Origin of the sequence: Terasakiella sediminum, from assembly GCF_033100395.1 — a bacterium.
Lineage (GTDB): Bacteria > Pseudomonadota > Alphaproteobacteria > Rhodospirillales > Terasakiellaceae > Terasakiella.
In genome coordinates, this window is the sequence record NZ_JAWLVJ010000066.1 from 1 (window position 1) to 1,305 (window position 1,305).

Here is a 1,305-nt window from a genome sequence, read left to right on the forward strand (position 1 = left end):
TGACCCGTCCTAAAATACGTTGACGGTTTTAGGTTAAGCCCGTTGCTTTTGGCAGCGGGCTTTTCTGTGCATTTGGTTTGGCGTTTTCATTCCCAAGCTCAAGTGCGGTCTCAGTTCATTGTAAACCTGAACGGATTGAGCAACAAGTGTCTTCAATTCCCAGAGGTTCTTGCATTGATGCAGTAAAAACTCATGCTTCAAGATGCCGTTCACCCTTTCTGCTAAAGCATTTTGATAACAATCATACCCGTCTGTCATGGATGGTTTTATTCGGTTTTTGCTCAGAACATCTTGATATTCTGCTGAACAATATTGCAATCCTCTATCTGAGTGATGAATGGTTGGCGTGTCTGTAATCCTCTGGGCCACACTCATCTTCAGCGCTTTGACAACATCGCTTGCTTTCATTTCAGAACTCACCTCATAACCCATAATTCTACGTGAACAGGCGTCTGTCACCAAAGACAGATAATGCGTTCCTTCATCTGTCTGCACGTAGGTAATATCGCTCACAAAAACCTGCTCAATGTCTTCAACACGTTGACTTTTCAACAGGTTTGGATGTTTACGCAACCAGTGTTTGCTGTAAGTCGTTTTTGTATAGCTCCTACGAGGCTTAACCAAAAGGTTCTCTTGTTTGAGGTAGCGGAACAACCCATCACGCCCGAGCTTGATCCCTTGGGTTTCAAGTTGTGGCTTGATCAGGTGATATAGTTTTCGTGTCCCGATCCGGGGCATGAATCGGCGCCAATATAAAATCATGTCACGCACAGGCAACAAGGTTCGTTCGCGCTCTTCAAGACGACCTTTCCATTGATACACAGCCTGACGAGAAAGCCCAATCAGGCGGCACACTGTAGCCAGTTTTACCTGTCCTTTTTCTTTGGCAAGCCAGAGTGTGCGACAGAGTACTTTTTTCGCATGTCGATCCCGTATTCCCGGTGAACCAGATCGACCATCTCCCCATAGATGAAATTTTTAAGCTTTTCATCTTCAAGCTCTTTTTCCAGGCGCTTGATTTTCTGGGCTGGAGTTTCTTTTGATGTGGGCATGGCGACACGATAATGAATGGGTTTTGACCAATCCAGTTTACCATGCTTGCGCAGCCAGGTTAATGCCGTACTTCGCCCCTGAATTCCATAACGATTTTGTGCCTGTTTATAAGTCATTTCGCCTTTTTCAATCTGCTCAACGACTGATAGTTTAAAGGCTAATGGATAATCACGCTGTGTGCGCTTAACCCGCTTGTTTTCTTTGTTTCCCATAATAAGTCTCCAATCTGTCAACTTATTTCAGGACGGGTCA

The 1,305-nt window shown here is 44.8% G+C and carries 1 protein-coding gene; it reads right to left on the reverse strand.

What is annotated here, in order from left to right:
• Nucleotides 1-33: 33 nt before the first annotated feature.
• Nucleotides 34-1,265, reverse strand: a protein-coding gene (locus RYZ26_RS19825; RefSeq protein ID WP_317684994.1) for an IS3 family transposase whose coding sequence is annotated in 2 segments (ribosomal slippage) — nt 34-920 and nt 920-1,265 — 1,233 coding nt in all. Because the reading frame shifts where the segments join, the coding sequence is not laid out codon by codon here.
• Nucleotides 1,266-1,305: the final 40 nt, after the last annotated feature.